The following is an 18,666-nucleotide window of genomic DNA, read 5'->3' as shown; positions in this document are numbered from 1 at the left end:
TCTAGCATTAATTTTATCATATAGCAAAAAGCAATAAGGTTTAGACATTAAATTTACGAGCGAGATGGTATTGTTGCGTAGATCATTCTCCTTCCTGTCATCCCGTGATTTATTCACGGGATCCAGTTAAAAATACTAATAAAATTAGTATTTTTTATTATTTTCTGGATCTAGTTCCCAAGCCACGGTATGACTACCTTAGGGCGTTTTTCGATCTACGCAACAATACCGAGCGAGATTGCGGAGCGTATAAAAATACGTGAGCACAATCGAGACTCGCAAAATTTCATGTATAAACCTTATCGATTGAAGCTATATTCTGCATGAGTTCCTACAAATCAATAGTATCGGACAGTTTTCCTAGTTTTCTGGATGGCTCGGTGAAGACGTTCTTATGATGTCATTCCTGCGAAAGCAGGAATCCAGCATAAAGCGAGATAAAATTGAGCTTTTAACCTCAAAAACTTGCTCATTTGTACTTTTTCTGGATTCCTGCTTTTAGCTAGGAATGACATTGTGAGATTTTCTCGAGCCATGCAGCAAAGTCGATTGTATCTTATAATATTAAGATCCCAAAAAGGGAGCAAGTAAAATATTAGGATACTATTTGGTGCTATACTACAAAATAGTAATACTAATTTGTAGTGGCATGCTAAATTAGTATTAAAATTAAATATTTCTAAAGAAAAAATAATAGAGAATTTTTATCAGACTTATGGAATGGTTTATTGTTTTGAAAACAAATTTAATATACACTTCATTAAATAAAAAGTTAGTATACGAAGGTCAACTTGGAAAAGAGTAATCGGTCTGTAAGCTGAGGAGCGGCAGCAGTTACTTAATACGTGAGCATCCAAAAACTTACAAAGACGACATAGCCAATTTTTCAAGTTCTATCTACGTATACGGATTTTTGGTTTTTATGTAGATAAACCTAATAGGAACGCCTGGCATGTCGAAAGCTTCACGCATATTATTTACTAAATATCTTGTATAGCTATCGGTTATTTTTTCCGGGTTGTTGGAAAATAATTTGAATGTAGGCGGTCTAGTTTTTGTTTGCGTCATATATTTTACACGCACTCGCTTACCACCTTTTTGCAAAGGCAATGGATGTGCTTCGGTAGTAAAATTAAGCCATTCATTTAATTTGCTGGTAGTTATTTTTTTATTCCAAGTTTTGTAAATCTTAATACAGCTATCTAATACATCGGCTATATTTTGTTTATTTTTTGCTGAGATAAATAAGGCAGGAACGCCTTTAATCTGAGGCAGATGAGTATTAATCTGATAATAAAACTCTTCTTTAAACGCTTCTTTCTCGGATTCTTTAACTAAATCCCATTTATTAACTACTATAACAATACTTCGCCTTTCATTTGCTACATGGCTTGCAATGTTTAAATCCTGCTGTTTCAAAGGCGATAAAGCATCAATCATTAAAATCACAGTATTAGCAAATTTAATGCTATTAATGGCATCTGATGCTGATAGTTTTTCTAAAGATTCTGTAATAGCGGCTTTTTTACGAAGCCCTGCCGTATCAATCAATTTGATATGATTACCTTTATACTGCCAATCAATTTCAATTGATTCACGAGTAATCCCTGCTTCCGGTCCAGTTAGCAATCTTTCATCGTTAATCAAAGCATTTATAAAAGTAGATTTTCCGGCATTAGGTCTACCGCTTACTACTATTTGCAGACAATCCCCTTTAATTGGGTCATTTATTTCTGCTTCTTCTGAATTTTCTTCGGGTAATTTGGCAATAATTTCATCATATAAATCAATCATTCCTGTGCCATGTTCGGCAGAGATAGCAACCATACTATCAAATCCAAGCTTGTAATATTCCTTATCAAAATCAAAAGCCTTTTCACATTTATTAATTACTAAGACCGCCGGCTTATTATATTTTCTAACAAAATCGCTAAGTAATTTATCATCAGGCAATATTCCGCTTCTACTATCCACCATAAAGCAAATTAAATCTGCTTCATTTATCGCTTTAGTAGTCTGCTCCATTAGTCTTTTACCAAAGCTATCAGGATTTTCTTCAAGCCCTGGCGTATCAATAAGCGAAAACTCAAACGAGCCTATTCTACCATCCGTATATTTCCTATCTCTAGTAACACCGGGTAGATCATGAACAATAGCTTTTTTACGTGTACTTAAGCGATTAAACAACGTTGATTTACCAACATTTGGACGCCCTACTAAGGCAATAATCTTTTTAGTCATTATATTTAATGTAATATTATAGCTACCAAAACAAGTAATGCACCGATAAAGCCCACTATATTTGCAATTATGATAGGAGTATTTTTTATTAAAATACCGTATAATAACCAGCTACTTAAAGCAACAGCACTTATAGTAAAAGCAGGAAGTGATACAGATGCTGCCGATTTACAGGTAAAAATTTTATGAGCTTGTACGTAAAACATGAAATTACCAACTGTACCTACTACAGTCATGTATTTTTCATAAAACTTCATGAATTTTGGAGACATATTTTTATCTTTTGATGTGAGGTTATTGATGTCATTTTTGTATGGATCGAAAAACGTCTTCGGTGTCATCCCATGGCTTGTCCACGGGATAACACCGCACAAATCCTACAAAGGAAGAGTTATTTTTATATATGCCTTCTTATGCATATCTTCGAAAAACTTCTGAGCTTTTTGAGAAATCTTTTTATTTGTTAGAAAATTTACCACATAATTATTTTCATCTTCGCTAATGTTTAAGATTTTTTTAGTACATACCTGTACTATCTCAAACTCATTATATTTTTCAAAAACATTACTTGCTTGATTAGGACTCAAATCTTTTACTATAGTTTGCTTGGCTTCTTCTATTTTACTAAGCTTATCAGTAATTACTGTCATTGTTGCGAAATTCTCATAAAGAGATTTCTTAACATCTGAACAGTTCTTTAACTTACTTTTTAAATTATTCATCTGTGCAAAAGTTTTATCACTCTTATCTTTAGAGGTAAAAATCTGCATTGACACTTCTACTTCTTTTTGGTCGCTAGATAAAATTGCTACATCTATTTCTTTATTACTTACTTGTACTGACCTTGATAAACCTGATAAAACATTCATCTTGATTAGTTCAGACTTAATTTGGGAAATAAAGCTATCAGGATTAACCGATCTACTTTTTAAATATTGAAGAAGAGAACCATGAGGCATTTTGTTACGATCTTCAATAGATTTGATAGCGTTATCTATTTCTTCTTGTGAAATTTCTTTATCACCATAATATTGGAAAAGTAAAGATTCATCAATCAAGCTTTTTATAGCTATATCACTTAACTGCTTATCCTGAGCAGGTGTTACCTCCTCAACATTGTTTAATGCCATGATCATTTTTTTTCTGGCACGAAACTCATTAAGAGTAATCGGTTCATTATTTACAAGTGCCACTATGTTTGATGTTTCAGCAACCGCACTACATGTAAAAAAAACAGTAATTATTAGTAATAATTTTTTCATATTTAACTCTGTAATATTATGTAATATTAATACAATTTAGTAGACGAAGTTTTATTTGGAAAAGAGCAAGGCGTCTTGAAGCTGATAACCGCAGCGTACATATAGTACGTGAGGATTATCAGCAAAAGACAACGTAGCCAATTTTTCAAATAAAACGAGTATACTACATATTCAGGACTCTTAAACCAACAGAAATAGTAAGCGAGGATTTAGTTTTTTTAATTCCTCTACTTTCATCGGATAAATAATCAGAATAAATCTTAGCTGCGATTCTAACACAATCTTTAGCGTATGTCACTCTAATAGTTCTAGTCAATAAATCTGCTGAGCCTTTTGAAAGATCAATACGTCCACCAATTCCAACAGACCAATTATCTGTCAATTGGTAATTGACATTTCCGTAAAATTGTCTTGCTCGATTACTTGAAAGCTGCATATCTTCTGCTCTATAATACTTTTTAAGATTTGTAAGCTGAATAAGACTCCCGGTTAAACTTATTCTACCATAATATAAATTAGCTCCTACCTCATCACGTATAGGCTTAAAATATCTATTTTTTCGAAAATCATAAAATAATTCTAAATTATCATAAATATTTCCTGAAATTTTACCAATATTTTCAGTATCACTTGCTTTCTGATATACACTATATCTAGTATTAAGAGACTGACCTAAAAATAATCTTAAATAATTTTGTTCTTTAGCAAAACTAGCGTTTAAACCATAATTTAATCTATTACCGAAATCATGGCAATCAATACCGCTATAACGATTGGATAAGAAAAGATTTTTTCCTGATAGCTCATATTTCATAGGGTCAATTATAACAAACTTCATATCTTTACTGGATAATTTACGCCCTATAGTAAAAGAAACTATCGGCTCAATAAGTACATTTATTGTTTTTGTTATAGCACCTGCGAATGGGTAACGCCATAAAGTTTGAAATTCCGGTATATTACGTTGAAGCGATTTAGCTGCTCTTGTTCTCTCAAAATAAGCCTGTTTTGTTATATAAAAATCTCCTCTATCCCGAGCAACAAACTCAAAAATTTGTCCCGAAGAAGTCATAAGATTATGAATATAAGATAATTGTAGAGAAGTTCTAGTAAGCTGCTTTCCTATCCTTTCTTTATACATTAAAGTGTTATTTTCGATAACGATATGCCTACTTTCGTCATCATTTAGACTTATTACATTTTTTGTAGTGATTTTTGGTAATACTAGTGGATAGTTAGATCTGCTATCATTACTACCTAACCCTTGCGAAGTTAAAGCTTCTATCTGAAAATAATCCGCCTTGTGAATCTTATTTAAAAATACCCTAGAAGTTAGGTATGAAGCATAGTTATTATAATAATTTTTTAAATAAGCTTTATCAGACGTACGCTCTGCTTTAAAACCATAATTATAAACTTTATCACTACTATAAAAATTACCATTTACAATATAATGATAGGAAGAGATTTTTTTATCCTTTATTTTATCTCCGTTTTTTTCCAAAAGGTAAGGTAGTCTACCATAACTACCATCAAAACTTATATTATCGGTATTATTTGGTCTATAACGCCCTTCTAGCTCAAAAATTGGGTCTTTATTAAAAACTCTTGGAGTTAATGTAAAATCCATATTAGGCTTTGCCCGTAAATATATAGGCACTCCAAATCTTCCATTCTTCACATCTGGCACTAGTAGCCCTGAGGAAGCAGGAGCTGACGGAGTTGGATGGAAAAAATATGGCAAGTAAAAAACTGGTATACCATATACCTCGAAAAATACATTTTTATAAACTATTTTATGCTCTGCAGAATGAATATCAGTATTTTTAGCAGAAATTTGCCAGAGGGGATTTCCACTACAAGTAACTTCGCAGGGAGTAAACTTAGCATAATGAAGCCGTATATTATTTTCATCTATTCTTTCAGCGAGCTTAGCAACTAAAAGGCTATTATTATTAAAAAGCATAATAAATTTAGACACTACACCTTGTTTAAATTCATTTTTTAAGATTGCCTTATCACCTAATGTAATTCTATTGTCTTTATCTTTAACTCTTACATTACCCTCTACCCATAAAATATCATTATTTACGTCATAAAGTAAATTATCTGCTGTTAGCAAATGCTCATCCGTAAGAATTTTTAGATTACCTTTAGCATATATTAATCCCTTATTTTCATTATATTCTACAAAATCAGCAATTAAATTATTAATTTTAACGCCGCTGCTTTTTGTCAAGCTATTTGCGAAACTAAACAAAGGAGATATTACGATAATAAATAGAAATATTACCCGTAGCATTTATCTATTAACCAAATATTTAAATAGTAGGAAATAATAGCAAGCTATTATTAATATAGCAAATAATAAAAATTTTGCTTGCTCTTTTGAGTATTGGAGGGTTATTCTATTGGGATGATAAACGTCATTGCGAGGAGCGAAGCCTTGCTGCAATCTCGTATAAACCTCCCGAGATTGCTTCGTCGAAACTTGCAGTTTCTTCTCGCAATGACGAATAAGCCAAAAACAAAATACCCAAATGCTAGATAATTTTACTTCCAGTCAAACTACTAAAGAATTTTCCGTTAGTGAAATTTCTAATAAAATTAAAGAATTATTAGAAAATAATTTTGGTTATATTAAAGTAAAAGGCGAGATTTCTGGCTTAAAAATAGCTAGTTCAGGGCATGCTTATTTTAACTTAAAAGAAAACACTGCAATTTTAGCTTGCACTTGCTGGCGTCCTATTCTTGCTAAAATCAAGTTTCCGTTAAATGACGGGATGGAAGTAGTAATTAGCGGCAAGCTTTCGAGTTATGCCGGCAATTCGCGTTATCAGCTATCAGTCGAGAATTTACAGCCCGCAGGACTCGGAGCTATGATACAAATTCTAAACGAACGTAAAGCACGTTTAGAAAAAGAGGGATTATTTAACAAAATACGTAAACCTATACCATTTTTACCTAGTAAAATAGGCGTTATAACTTCAATAACTGGTGCTGTTATACAAGATATCATTCATCGAATCCGTGAACGTTTTCCAACTCATGTAATAATATGGCCCGTTAGTGTACAAGGCGAGAATTCTGGTAATGAGATTGCTGAAGCCATAGATGGTTTTAACAAGCTAGAAGAAGCAAATAAGCCGGACGTTATAATAGTTGCAAGAGGCGGTGGTTCTATCGAAGACCTTTGGTCGTTTAATGATGAAGTACTAGTGCGTGCTACTTACAACTCCAAAATCCCTATTATCTCAGCTGTAGGTCACGAAGTAGATTATACTTTGATAGATTTAGCAGCCGATAAAAGAGCCCCTACCCCAACTGCTGCCGCTGAATTTGCTGTACCTGTGCGGTCTATTTTAAATAGCACCCTGCAATCTTATGAAAAAGTATTAGTAACTAATACCAAGCAGTTAGTTAAAAATCATGAACAAGCTATTACAAATTATGATAAAATAAATAGGTATCTTGCTCATTATATGAATCATAAACAACAATTACTCGATGAAACGGGATTTAACCTATTAGACTCCTTACCATGCCTAATTAGTCTAAAAGAAACAAAGCTTAAATCATTTTCAAAAGAAAGAATCCATCCTCATAAAATCATTACTTATAAGACACTCGAATTAACACATAAAGCCGCTTATATCATAAAATCGGCAAATAATACTTTGAAAAATTTTGAGTATAAATTAGAATTAAATAGTCTGTTACTATTAAGCTTAGACTATCATAATGTACTAAAACGTGGCTTTGCTATAGTTAAAGGGGAATCAGGTAATTTTGTATCTTCTAAAACTACTACTGAAAAAGTTTTAAATATACAATTTTTTGATGGAAATATTAAAGCAGTTCGTGATTAATTTTATTTTAAGGTGTGTGAAGAAATGAAAATTTTCAAACTTTTTATTTTTATACTAATTATTTTAAAAAGTTTTTATTCCTTAAGCAATTCAATATCTAAACAAGAAGCAGCTTTAGAATGCGAGAACTTACCTGATAAAAAAACTTTAACAACTGCATGGTATATAAATGAGCCTTACCAATACTGGATGGTTACTTCAAACGGTACTGCTAATGTTTCTGGTATGGATATTGAATTAATTAATGCTCTTGCTGCAAAAATAGGTATTAATATCGAGTATCACCAAGATAATTGGTATCAAGATCAGTTAGATATTCAAAGCGGTGCTGCTGACATGACTGCAGGTGCTACTTATACTGATGAGAGAAATAATTATGCTTATTTTTCAAAGCCATATCGCATGGAAGAATTCTCTTTATTTATTATCGAACAATTAGCTAAAAAACTAAGTTTTCAAAATAGTGATGAATTAATGGCACAAATACGCTTATTTAATCTTCAGATTGGAATAGTAAAAGGTACAATATATGGAGAACAAAAATTCACAGATTTTTTATTTGACGATAAAAACCAAGATATAATTAAAATATATCAAAATAATGTAGAATTAATAAATGGGATGGTAAAAAAAGAGATTGATGGTTTTATTAGTGATAAAATAGTCGGTTCAGTGAATATTTTAAGCAAACCTACAGATAGAAAAATAGTAGAAGTTCCTTTAAATATTAAAACCCCGTTACATTTGATGTTCAGTAAAAAAACCGTATCTTTAAATGTAGTTGAACAATTTAATTTTGCTATAGATGATTTTCTTGCAAGTAACGAATATAAAAAAATTGTTAAAACTTACATTTATCATATTTTACTGCCGAAATCTATCGACTCACATTGGTGTCATATAATAGGATTACTTGGCAGCATTGCTTTTGCTTTTTCGGGAATTATTCTAGGTATAAAAAATAATAGTACCTTATTCGGTACGTTTTTATTGGCAATATTGCCATCTGTTAGCAGCTGTATAATGCTTGATCTAATAATAAATCACGATACAGGACATTTAAATCTATATTTCACCCCATCTTATTTTTATTATATATTTACAGTGGTGCTACTTGGTTTTATCGCTGTCAAACTATTTAGTTATTATAATAAACAAATTACCGAAGATAGTTATTTAGAAAATTCTTTAAACAATACGATAGCAGTTTGTGATGCATTCGGACAATCGGCTTTTATAATTATCGGTGTTGCAATGGTTATTATTCAGAAAATTGAACCTTTAAATTTTTGGGGTCCATTATTCGCATTCCTTACTTCTAACGGTGGAATTATAATTAGAGATTTTATTATTGGAGAAAATTCTGTAAAAAGAGTACCAAAAGGTCTTAGTATTGAAATAACACTAATATGGGCTTTAGTCTTTAGTATATTGTTAGATATGTATGGTGCTAATCCAAATTACGATACGATAAAATATTCTATGATCATAATAATTGTCAGTGCATTTATTACCCATCTTTTACTTTATCATTTTGGTTTCCGTGAGTGGAGATTCCGCAATAAGGAAGTAATAACTAACGAAGCAGAAAGTGGTGCAGAAAAATAAAATAGACTTATTACATAACTTATTTTATAAAGAAAAATTAGGTTTTGCACGAGAGGTTTAATGAAAATTGCTACTTGGAATATTAATTCCATAAAAATGCGAATTAATATATTGCGTGATTTTTTAGCAAACGAAAATCCTGATATTTTATTACTACAAGAATTAAAATGCGAGAGTGATAAATTCCCTTTCGAGGAGTTATCTGACCTACCTTATAATTTTTATGTTCATGGGCAGAAATCATATAACGGCGTTGCTATTCTTTCAAAATTTCCTGCTGATGAAATAGTTAAGGATTTTCCAAATAATCACTGTTCTGATCAAGCAAGATTTATAGAAGCAAGAATATTATTACCTATCGGATTTTGTAATATCATTTCTTTATATGCTCCTAACGGTTCAATGGTGGGTAGCGATAAATTTACGGCAAAACTAGCATTCTATGATAGTTTTTTTAATTATCTATCAAGCAAAAAATCTTTTGATGAAAAAACCATTATAGGTGGTGATTTTAATATTGCACCTTTTGATATTGATGTATATTCACCTACAGCACTTGCAAATACTACCTGCTTTACAGAAATTGAACAAAAGAAAATGCGGACTATTTTAAATTCTGGATTTGAAGATTATTATAGGTTCTTACATCCCAAAAAACAAGAATTTTCATGGTGGGACTATAGAGCTGGATGTTTTGAACAAAATAAAGGTATGAGAATAGATATGATCCTTGGTAGCAATAATAGCATTGACTACCTGGAAAATTGCTATATGGATTATAATTTAAGAACTAAGGAAAAACCCTCCGATCATATACCGGTAATTGCTAATTTTAAGTCATCTTAAAATCGTCATTGCGAGCGACTGTAAAGGAGCACGGCAATCTCATGAAGTAGTATAAAATTCCTGAGATTGCCGCGTCGAAACTACGTTTCTCCTCGCAATGACGAAAAAATAAATAAAACTATATAACTTAAATATGCTTCCATCAATTGCTAAACATGCAGCGAGTCATCAAATCCATCCTCTCAAAAAGCATGGGCAGAATTTTATTTTTGATAGTAGCTTATGTGATAAGATCGTGCGAGCTAGTGGACTTGAAGAAAATAGTAACGTTCTAGAAATAGGTCCTGGTACAGGCGGACTTACTAGGTCAATATTACATAAAAATCCAAAACTTTTAACAGTTATTGAAACAGATGAAAGATGCATACCTTTACTTAACGAGATTAAGCAATATCACCCTAATCTAAATATAATCAAACAGGACGCTCTTAAACTTAAATTAAGCGATTTAAATAATAATAAGATAACTATCATTTCTAATCTACCCTATCATATAGGAACTGAACTAGTAATCAGATGGTTAAAAGAAGCAAGCCTTGTTACTAGCATGACATTGATGTTGCAAAAAGAGGTAGTAGAGCGGATTTGTGCTAAACCCTCAACTAAAGCATATGGCAGGTTATCGGTAATATGCAGCTTAATTGCAACAGTAGAAAAATGCTTTGATGTAGCACCTACAGCTTTCTACCCGCCCCCTAAAGTATATTCAACAATAGTTAAGTTGACTCCTTTAGAAAATATTCCCAACAGTGATTTAATAAGTAAAGTTGAATTGATAACTAAAATGGCTTTTGCAGGACGCCGAAAAATGATTAAATCATCGCTAAAAAACCTTGCCCCTAACATATCTGAACTTTTAGCTAAGCTAGATATAAGCGATAATTGCCGAGCAGAAAACCTTACCCCTAACGATTATTTATCATTGGCTAGTTTGATATAATTAAGGCTCAGATGTCATTCCTGCATAGGCGGGAATGACAGACTCCTTACCCAATCCACACAACAACATCTATAATTAATGATATATTTGCTACAATATAAATTTGCTTACATAAAAATTTTCAAAGGTTTGGTGTAATTTAGCTTGAAAGCTGTTATAGCTTTGTTATAATCAACTTTACAAAACAAAAAAGGTTTATAAAATGAAAAATTTATTGAAAATTCTATTAATTCTAGCTTTTTCAGCACCAGTATTTGCTTCTTCAACAACAACTCAACAAATGCCTGATCCGGCTTCTGTTACTATAGATTCTATTAAAGCAATGGATCCTACTGCTGTAAATGGTTGGTTAGCAAGCTTAACAGCTGATCAATATGGTAAGTTACCATCAGATGTACAAAACTGGATGAATACCGGTTTAACAATGGATCAATATAATATGCTAAAACCTGAAGTTCAAGCATTAGTAACAAAGCCTGCTTCTATGTAATTGATAATTCTTTTAGATTTATTAAAGTTAAATTTTAGGTAGGTTTAGAGTGGTTTTATATTTACTCTAAACCTATTTTTATAATTTCTTCTCCAAAAACTTCCGCAAACAAAAATACAAAAAATAATAAAAAATTCTTATATTTTACTGTAAAAAGAAGTAATATCATCTATTTTGATATTTCTTGAGTTCTGTGATCATTGTACGGCTCTACAAAAGCATTCAATATCATTCCCACTTAAGGCTTGTTTGCGTGGATTATTTCTCTCTTTCACCCCGTGGCGTCTTTGTTGCGTAGATCGAAAAACGCTCTCGGTGTCATACCGTGGCTTGTCCACGGTATCCAGAAAAAATAATAAAAAATGCTATAAGTTAGCATTTTTTAACTGGATTGCTTCGTCAATTACTTTGTAATTTCCTCGCAATGACGGAAAAAAGCGACTCATACAACAAAGTTACAACTTATAACTAATATTTAATAATATAATTTTATGAGACTATTTATTACTGTAATAATCATGGAAATTTTAGCCGGAGCAGAAGTAGATTTGTTTGTTCCAAGTTTCCCAGATATACAAGACACGTTTAACCTCTCACCCTTTATGACAGAGTTACTACTTGGGGTAAATCTAACTGCTTATTGTATTACCTCGCTTATAGTTGGTAATTTAGGGGACAGATACGGACGCAAACCAATAATCATACTTGGATTACTAATTTTTAATCTTGGCAGTTTATTTTGTGTATTTTCCAATAATTATGAAAGCATATTATTTGGCAGATTCTTGCAAGGTGCTGGAATATCAGCTGTTGCTGTTTTAGTATATGTAGTACTTGCTGATATTTATTCAGTACAGGAACAACAAAAATTAATGGGGATTCTAAATGGCACTATTTCACTTTCTATGGCAACCGCTCCTGTTATAGGTAGCTATGTTGATTTATTTTGGGGGTGGCGTGCTAATTTTGTTTTATTATTTATTTTAGGGCTTATTAGCTTAGTTCTTGCAATATTTTTTATTCCAAAAGGACAAGCTAATAGTAAAGTACAAATTTCCTTAAAAGAATATTATCCTATTTTCAAATCACCAAAAGCCATATATTATATACTTACCATGATGTTTCTTGCACAAGGATATTGGATATTTATTGGAATTGCCCCTATTTTATATATGCAAGATTTAGGAGTTAGTTTAGAATATTTTGGGTTATATCAAGGATCGATTGCAGCTTTATTTTCAATTATGAGCTTTACTAGCGGCTATTGCTTTAAAAAATTTGGTGTTAAACACTGCTTTTACTTTGGCATTATGTGTGTAGTATTGTTTTTACTTGGAAGTATTACATTAGCTATATTTAACATAAACGATCCATTAATAATAACAGCTGTGACGCTTTTATTATCGCTTGGCGTAATATATCCTATTAATATATTATGGCCAATGCTGCTAGAAGCAATCCCTGACGGTAAAGCCCGTATGACTGCTATTTTTACCTCGGCTAGATTAATTATAACTGCTGTAGGATTACAATTAGTGGGTTGGTTATATAATGGTACTTTTGCTCCTCTTGGAATCACCATATGTGTTATCACAGCATTCAGTTTAATAACGTTACCTAAATTATTTAAATATGATAAAATCTTTGAGATTTCTAATGTTGGGTAGATGATATAATCGTCATTGCGAGGAGCGTAGCGACGAAGCAATCTCATGAAGTAGTATAAGCTTCCTGAGATTGCCGCGTCGAATTACTCTGTAATTCTCCTCGCAATGACAAAATAACAAAACAACAAAAATGATTAATAATAACTTTATCTTTACAGTAGCTTTTAGATATTTCAAAGCTAAAAAAAATGAAAAATTTGTTTCTATTATTTCAGGCTTTTCTCTGCTTGGAGTAATGATCGGCGTTGCGGCATTAATAGTCGTTATGTCGGTGATGAATGGCTTTCATACAGAACTAACTAAAAATATTATCGGTTTAAACGGCGATATAGTCATAAGCCCGCAAACTAGCAGTATTGATAATTACGAAGAAATTAAAGCTAAATTATTGCAGCAAAATTACGTAAAACATGTAAATATTATTGCTAATGGTCAAGCTTTAGCACTAGGCAAAAATAATAATAGCGGTGCTATTATTAAAGGTATTGATTTAAATGATTTAAAATTAAAAAATGAAATCTTTAAAAATGTTAATTTTGGTAGTTTTGATAATTTCCACGGTAAGAATGTAATAGCACTTGGACAAGGTTTAGCTGCTAATTTAGGTGTAACAGTTAACGATAAAGTTAAATTAATCTCACCGAATTCCATTTCCACCGCTTTTGGCAGTGTACCAAGATCAAAAGAATTTAAAGTTATAGCGATTTTTAATAGCGGTATGTATGATTATGATTCAGCAACCATATTAATGCCACTTGAAGCAGCACAAAATTTTCTATCTCTTGGAAATAATATAAACTTAATTGAAGTTAATACCCTGCATCCTGATAAGGCTCTTGCATATTCACATAAAGTGCAGCTATTACTAGGTACAAGTTTACAAATATTTAGCTGGCAAACTTTGAATTCACAATTTTTAAGTGCTTTGGCTGTTGAGCGTACAGCCATGTTTACTATCCTTTCTTTAATCATTACAGTTGCTGCCTTTAATATTATCTCAAGCTTATTTATGCTAGTGAAAGATAAAACTTCCGATATAGCAATTTTAAGAACAATGGGAGCAAGCACAAATCAGATAATGCTAATTTTTATCTATAATGGCATGTTTATTGGTTTGCTTGGTACTATACTTGGTTTAATTCTTGGTATTACTTTTTCTTATAATATCGGGACTATCAAAAACTTTTTAGAAAATATAACCGGTACTAAGATTTTTGAAGCAGCAGTTTATTTTCTTTATAGCCTACCATCAGAAGTAAGAAGTCAGGATATTATCTTAATCGCTTCTTTATCTATAATATTATGCTTCTTAGCAACAATTTATCCCTCTTACAAAGCTTCAAAATTAAATCCTGTGGATGCCTTAAGATATGAGTAATAAAATCCTAACTTTAAAAAATGTCTCTAAACATTATAGGCAAGGCAACTCTATTATCAGAGTATTAGACGACCTTAATTTAGATATTAACGAGGGCGAGCTAATTGCTGTAATTGGCTCTTCAGGTAGTGGTAAATCGACTTTACTACATATTGCAGGCTTGCTTGATAAACCAACTAACGGCGAAGTTATTATTGCAAATAACGAGTATAAAACAAACCATCTAATCCGTCTTAATTATTTGGGTTTCATTTATCAGCAACATCATTTATTAAAAGATTTTACTGCAATTGAAAACGTTATTATGCCTCGTCTTATTAATGGCTCTAACCAAAAAGAAGCAATAGAAGCAGCAAAAAATATATTGAATAGTTTGGATCTTGGCAAAAAGCTACATAATATGCCAGGTGAATTATCAGGAGGGGAGCAGCAACGTGTCGCAATAGCACGCAGCTTAATTAATAAGCCAAAAATTATCTTAGCAGACGAGCCTACAGGCAATTTAGACCCTAAAACTACCAATGAAGTATTTAACTTATTTTTAAAAGTAGCCAAGGAACAAAATACAGCTATTGTAATGGTAACGCATAATCATGAATTAGCACATAGAATGGATAAATTATACAAGTTAAAGCATGGAGCATTAAATATGTCTTGACCCAACTCCTTAAAATAAGGATAATAATAATTAACTCTTTTATTAACAAAGGTTAATGATGGCTGAACCTATCATATTTACTCTTTTACTTGGTGGTAATAATCAAATATTAGAAAAAATATCAAAAGAAACAGTTCTAGACCCACCAACAATTGTCTCACTTCAGACTAATAAAGAATCAAGCATACCAGATAAAGATCGTATTTTTGCAGAAATACTTAAAGAATCTAGAGAACAAAATAAAAGCCCTATTTTTAATGTTCAGCTCAGTAACAATAACACAGCCCCTATTTTTAAATTGCAAGATTTAATCAATCTACAAAATTTAAATATAAAAAGTACTATTACTTTCGAGCATTATAATTCACTAGCAGAAAATCCTGCATTAGCAGCATATTGGAAAGAACTTTTTACAAAAACCAGCCATGTATTTTTTGCAAATGAGCAAGATAAGGAGCTTGCTATAAATGAAAATACAATAAATAGAGGTAAAGCTACTACTATTACAGATATAGATTCCGTGTTATCGGTTTTTAACAACCTTGCTGATGATAAAAAAGTTAATAAATTACTTTCCGGTGCTATACCTGACAAAGCAGAATTAGACAAGCTGATAAAAACAACTAAAAATCAAGGAGGAAGAGTAATTGTAAAAACTTGGCCCTTATCCTTAGATCAAGCAGCAAATCTTATAACGGCTAAATTTGGTATTACTTCTGAAGATCAAATTTATGGTCTTAAACTTGAAATTACCGAAATTTTAAAAGATCCAAATAATGCTGCTGAAAATTTAAAAAAATACGTATCTCAAATATCACGGCAATTTCAAAAAGATTTAGGAAAATCCGAAGTAAATCCTATAGATTTTAATTTCGATAGAGAGCAAATTATGAAAAATATTCCTGATAATACAAAAAAAGAACCGACCATATCATATGAAACTAAACAGCCAGAACAGCCAAGTTTTTTTAGAAGAGTCTTTAACTATTTTAAAAGTGTAATAACTAGTTACTTTGGTACAAAAGAAGAAGCTCAACCCCCTCAACCACAACCTACGACAAAAACAGAAGCAGAGTTAATTAAATTACCAAAGGAGCAAATACAAGAAAAAACTACGCCAACTTTAGCGGCAACACAGCAACAAGCTGCACAACAAATTAATGCTAATTCCTCACAAAAAGATTGGAAAAAAGTTGGTATGACAGAGCAAGCTTATAAAGCAATGATATCAGATAACGCTCCTGCAAATCCTCCTAACATGAGTAATAGTTTCAATATAAACGATTTTAAATATGAAATATCTGAAGAAAATATTAGAAATGTAAAAAATAAAGATTATTGGTATACTGAAAATGAGATTACGCATCTTTTAACAGCACAACTAGATGAAAAAAAGTTTTCAGTGCAACCAGCTATAACTTTTCGTAATACAGTTATAACAGAAGAAATGCTTAAAGATTATACAGCAAAAGGCGAAGAGAAGAATGAAATTTTAGCTGAGGTTCAAGACACAATAAAGATTGCTAATCTTATTCCCGATAAAACAGAACGAACTCAAATTATTAGGTGATGCTAAGAAGAGGGAAGAAATACTCAAACTTTCAGATGCAGAACGTGAAAAGCTAAAAAATGATTTAATCAGAGGAGGAGAAGCTCAACAACAAATTAATGAAGATATTTTAAATAGAGCCACTAAAGATATAAAAGATAATGGAAAAGAAGCTGCTGTTATCCCTGTTGAGATGGGTTATGGTCATTGGACAGTTTTAGTAGCTAAATATAACAAAAAAGATAACCAAATAATATTAACTTTTAACGATTCACTAGGTAACTCTATTAATTATGATGGTCAGAAATTACCGAAATTAATAGATAAAACTTTAAGAAATCTTCCTAATAAGCCGATTATAATTGATGAGCAGACGAAGCAACAAACCGATCAATCAGCTTGTGGTGTTTTTACTGTAGATAATGGTATCAAGATTGCTAAAGGGCAAGAAATACTTTCCACAGAACAATCTAAAGGCGAAAAAGGACTAAGATTAAGAGAACACCACGCCCAGATATTAACTGACGCTATGTTTAAACAAGATGCTCAATGGCTCGGGCAACAGATAAAAACAAATAATAACGTATCGAATACTACATTCCAAGATATGATTAAGAGCCAAAAAACAAGAGACTCATCTATACGACGTTGATTATAATTTTGAAAGCTAAAACTTTACCACCAATTTTTCAAATAAAATAAGCATGCAAAAAAGATTAGGCAAAATGCTTAATTCCTAATATAATTACTTATAGTTAATTTTATAATTTAACATCAAATGACCACTATATTTGTGATCATTATTATAATAATGATCGCCTTATCTGCATTATTTGCTGCTACCGAAACTGCTATTACTGCTTCTTCCCCTGGGAAGATTCATAAACTTAAGATTGCTGGCGACAAGCGTGCTAAGACTGTTTTACAGGTTTTGAAGAAAAAAGAAAAAGTAATTGGAACTTTGCTAATCGGTAATAGTTTAATCAACACTGTTTGTACTACTATTGCGACTACTTTATTTATCAGCTTTCTTGGTGATAATGGTCCTTTGGTTGCTTCTGCCGTCATGGCTTTTATAATTATTGTTTTTGCTGAAGTAGTACCTAAAGCCATAGCTGTTGCCAAAGCTGAGCAATTAGCTCTTAAAATGGCTTCAACAATTGTAATTTTTCTAAAGCTTTTTAAACCTATTAATATTGCTCTTGATTACATTACAAGGATATTTTGTTTCATATTCCACATTAATTTAAATCCTCAAATATCCGGTACTGAGGAAGTTAGAGGCGTAATTGAGCATTACCATCAAGAGGGCGGCGTATATAAAACCGATCGTAATATGCTTGGCGGAATTTTAGATATACGTAATATGACGGTATCGGAAATTATGACTCATAGGAGTAATATTATAGCTATTAATATTGATCTACCTAGCGAGGTAATAATTAAAACCTTGTTATCAAGTTCTCATACACGTATACCTTTATGGAAAGATAATCGAGATAATATAATCGGTATTTTAAATTTAAAAGATTTGCTGAAATCGCTTTATGAACATAATAACGATCAAAAGAAGATTAATATTAATGAGCTTTTAACACCTCCATGGTTTATTCCCGAAAATGCACTTGTTGTAGATCAGCTAAATGCTTTCAGAGAGCGTAATAACCATTTTGCTTGTGTTGTCGATGAATATGGGGATTTGCAAGGCATCATTACTCTTGAAGATGTTATAGAGGAAATAGTTGGTCCTATCACTGATGAACATGATAGGCATAGTGATGAAATTATTAAAAAATCTGATACTGAATATGTTATAAAAGGTACCACGACTATTAGAGATGTTAATCGAGAACTTGATTGGAACTTACCGGATGATGATGCAAATACTATAGCAGGGTTAATAATCCATAAAATTGCTAGAATTCCAAATCGAGGCGAAGTAATTGAGTTATTTAACTTCAAAATAATAATTTTAAAGAAAATCGCTAATAAAATCGATAGCTTAAGAATTATCATATTACCTACCATAGAGGAAATATCAGACAGTGAGTGAAATTGGTAATTTTTTCCTCATTGCTATTATGTGCTTAAGTGGCTTGTCACTTGTCATTCGTCATTGCGAGCGACTAAAAGGAGCGTGGCAATCTCAGAAAACTTT

Annotated in this window: 16 protein-coding genes; 12 read left to right on the top strand and 4 right to left on the bottom strand. The window is 31.7% G+C overall.

What is annotated here, in order from left to right:
• Nucleotides 1-897: 897 nt before the first annotated feature.
• The 4 genes from der to AAGD49_RS01030 form a co-directional block, all read right to left on the bottom strand.
• Entirely contained in the window at nucleotides 898-2,241 is a 1,344-nt protein-coding gene (der, locus tag AAGD49_RS01045; protein ID WP_341788773.1) for a ribosome biogenesis GTPase Der, read from the bottom strand.
• Nucleotides 2,242-2,246: 5 nt separating this feature from the next.
• A complete protein-coding gene (locus AAGD49_RS01040; RefSeq protein ID WP_341788772.1) occupies nucleotides 2,247-2,513 on the bottom strand; it encodes a SemiSWEET family sugar transporter in 267 nt (88 codons plus the stop codon).
• Between the two features lie 105 nt (nucleotides 2,514-2,618).
• Nucleotides 2,619-3,503: a SurA N-terminal domain-containing protein gene (locus tag AAGD49_RS01035; protein ID WP_341788771.1), complete on the bottom strand. Its 885-nt coding sequence runs from the start codon at nucleotides 3,501-3,503 to the stop codon at nucleotides 2,619-2,621.
• A 163-nt stretch (nucleotides 3,504-3,666) separates the two neighbouring features.
• Nucleotides 3,667-5,805 carry an LPS-assembly protein LptD gene (locus tag AAGD49_RS01030; RefSeq protein WP_341788770.1) on the bottom strand — a complete coding sequence of 713 codons (2,139 nt, stop codon included), beginning with the start codon at nucleotides 5,803-5,805 and terminating at the stop codon, nucleotides 3,667-3,669.
• Between the two features lie 86 nt (nucleotides 5,806-5,891).
• Between AAGD49_RS01030 and AAGD49_RS01025 the strand changes: the two genes are divergently transcribed.
• The 12 genes from AAGD49_RS01025 (at nucleotide 5,892) to AAGD49_RS00970 (ending at nucleotide 18,561) form a co-directional block, all read left to right on the top strand.
• Nucleotides 5,892-6,023: a hypothetical protein gene (locus AAGD49_RS01025; protein WP_341788769.1), complete on the top strand. Its 132-nt coding sequence runs from the start codon at nucleotides 5,892-5,894 to the stop codon at nucleotides 6,021-6,023.
• A 20-nt stretch (nucleotides 6,024-6,043) separates the two neighbouring features.
• Nucleotides 6,044-7,372 carry an exodeoxyribonuclease VII large subunit gene (gene xseA / locus AAGD49_RS01020; protein ID WP_341788768.1) on the top strand — a complete coding sequence of 443 codons (1,329 nt, stop codon included), beginning with the start codon at nucleotides 6,044-6,046 and terminating at the stop codon, nucleotides 7,370-7,372.
• Nucleotides 7,373-7,396: 24 nt separating this feature from the next.
• On the top strand, nucleotides 7,397-8,980 hold the full coding sequence (locus tag AAGD49_RS01015) for a transporter substrate-binding domain-containing protein (protein WP_341788767.1): 1,584 nt from the start codon (nucleotides 7,397-7,399) through the stop codon (nucleotides 8,978-8,980).
• A 60-nt stretch (nucleotides 8,981-9,040) separates the two neighbouring features.
• Nucleotides 9,041-9,826, top strand: a complete 786-nt coding sequence (gene xth / locus AAGD49_RS01010) for an exodeoxyribonuclease III (RefSeq protein WP_341788766.1) — start codon at nucleotides 9,041-9,043, stop codon at nucleotides 9,824-9,826.
• 133 nt (nucleotides 9,827-9,959) lie between these two features.
• Nucleotides 9,960-10,766, top strand: a complete 807-nt coding sequence (rsmA, locus tag AAGD49_RS01005; protein WP_341788765.1) for a 16S rRNA (adenine(1518)-N(6)/adenine(1519)-N(6))-dimethyltransferase RsmA — start codon at nucleotides 9,960-9,962, stop codon at nucleotides 10,764-10,766.
• A 202-nt stretch (nucleotides 10,767-10,968) separates the two neighbouring features.
• Nucleotides 10,969-11,256 carry a DUF2673 domain-containing protein gene (locus tag AAGD49_RS01000; RefSeq protein WP_341788764.1) on the top strand — a complete coding sequence of 96 codons (288 nt, stop codon included), beginning with the start codon at nucleotides 10,969-10,971 and terminating at the stop codon, nucleotides 11,254-11,256.
• A gap of 491 nt (nucleotides 11,257-11,747) precedes the next feature.
• Entirely contained in the window at nucleotides 11,748-12,923 is a 1,176-nt protein-coding gene (locus AAGD49_RS00995) for a multidrug effflux MFS transporter (protein ID WP_341788763.1), read from the top strand.
• 130 nt (nucleotides 12,924-13,053) lie between these two features.
• Nucleotides 13,054-14,301 carry a lipoprotein-releasing ABC transporter permease subunit gene (locus AAGD49_RS00990; protein WP_341788762.1) on the top strand — a complete coding sequence of 416 codons (1,248 nt, stop codon included), beginning with the start codon at nucleotides 13,054-13,056 and terminating at the stop codon, nucleotides 14,299-14,301.
• On the top strand, nucleotides 14,294-14,959 hold the full coding sequence (locus tag AAGD49_RS00985; RefSeq protein WP_341788761.1) for an ABC transporter ATP-binding protein: 666 nt from the start codon (nucleotides 14,294-14,296) through the stop codon (nucleotides 14,957-14,959). The genes AAGD49_RS00990 and AAGD49_RS00985 overlap by 8 nt, the downstream gene beginning before the upstream one ends.
• 55 nt (nucleotides 14,960-15,014) lie before the next feature.
• A complete protein-coding gene (locus AAGD49_RS00980; RefSeq protein ID WP_341788760.1) occupies nucleotides 15,015-16,529 on the top strand; it encodes a hypothetical protein in 1,515 nt (504 codons plus the stop codon).
• Nucleotides 16,480-17,160 carry a hypothetical protein gene (locus tag AAGD49_RS00975; protein ID WP_341788759.1) on the top strand — a complete coding sequence of 227 codons (681 nt, stop codon included), beginning with the start codon at nucleotides 16,480-16,482 and terminating at the stop codon, nucleotides 17,158-17,160. The genes AAGD49_RS00980 and AAGD49_RS00975 overlap by 50 nt, the downstream gene beginning before the upstream one ends.
• Nucleotides 17,161-17,286: 126 nt before the next feature.
• Nucleotides 17,287-18,561, top strand: coding sequence for an HlyC/CorC family transporter (locus AAGD49_RS00970; RefSeq protein ID WP_341788758.1), 1,275 nt, complete (start codon nucleotides 17,287-17,289; stop codon nucleotides 18,559-18,561).
• The last annotated feature ends 105 nt before the right edge of the window (nucleotides 18,562-18,666 follow it).

Origin of the sequence: Rickettsia endosymbiont of Lasioglossum villosulum (genome assembly GCF_964026455.1) — a bacterium.
GTDB lineage: Bacteria > Pseudomonadota > Alphaproteobacteria > Rickettsiales > Rickettsiaceae > Rickettsia.
Note: the sequence above shows the minus strand (reverse complement) of the source record. Positions and strands in the feature narration are given on the sequence as shown.